At 45.7% G+C, this 346-nt stretch carries 1 protein-coding gene; it reads right to left on the minus strand.

Features of this window, described 5'->3' with window-relative positions:
- Positions 1-346 (minus strand): hypothetical protein (locus tag M0051_RS19840; protein ID WP_306743276.1); only part of this gene is annotated, 346 nt, incomplete at both ends.

A 346-nucleotide genomic window follows, 5' to 3' on the forward strand; every position in this document is an offset into this window, starting at 1 on the left:
ACCCTGCAGCTGTTAGCGATGGTGCAGAATTTAAACCTAAAGCAAATGAGTTGGATTCAAGTGTAAAACTTCCGCCACCCAAATCAAAAGTTATGGTAGCCGCACTAACTTCATCATTACTACTTGCCGTTAGGCCTGTGTAGTTTACCACTCCGCCAGATGCGCTTTGAGGCAAACTTCCACCTAAGGTCCAAGTTCCATTTCCTGTAGCAGTCGCATCTACCTGAGTTGCACCATCAGAATCGCAATTATTATCGTACTGATCTTTCAGTTGAAGAACAGGCTGTGTTGCCAGTGTTGCACCATTTGTAGCAGGCGCTGCTGGCTGAGTGGTAATGGTGAATTT

The organism is Marinifilum sp. D714, from assembly GCF_030851345.1.
GTDB lineage: Bacteria > Bacteroidota > Bacteroidia > Bacteroidales > Marinifilaceae > Marinifilum.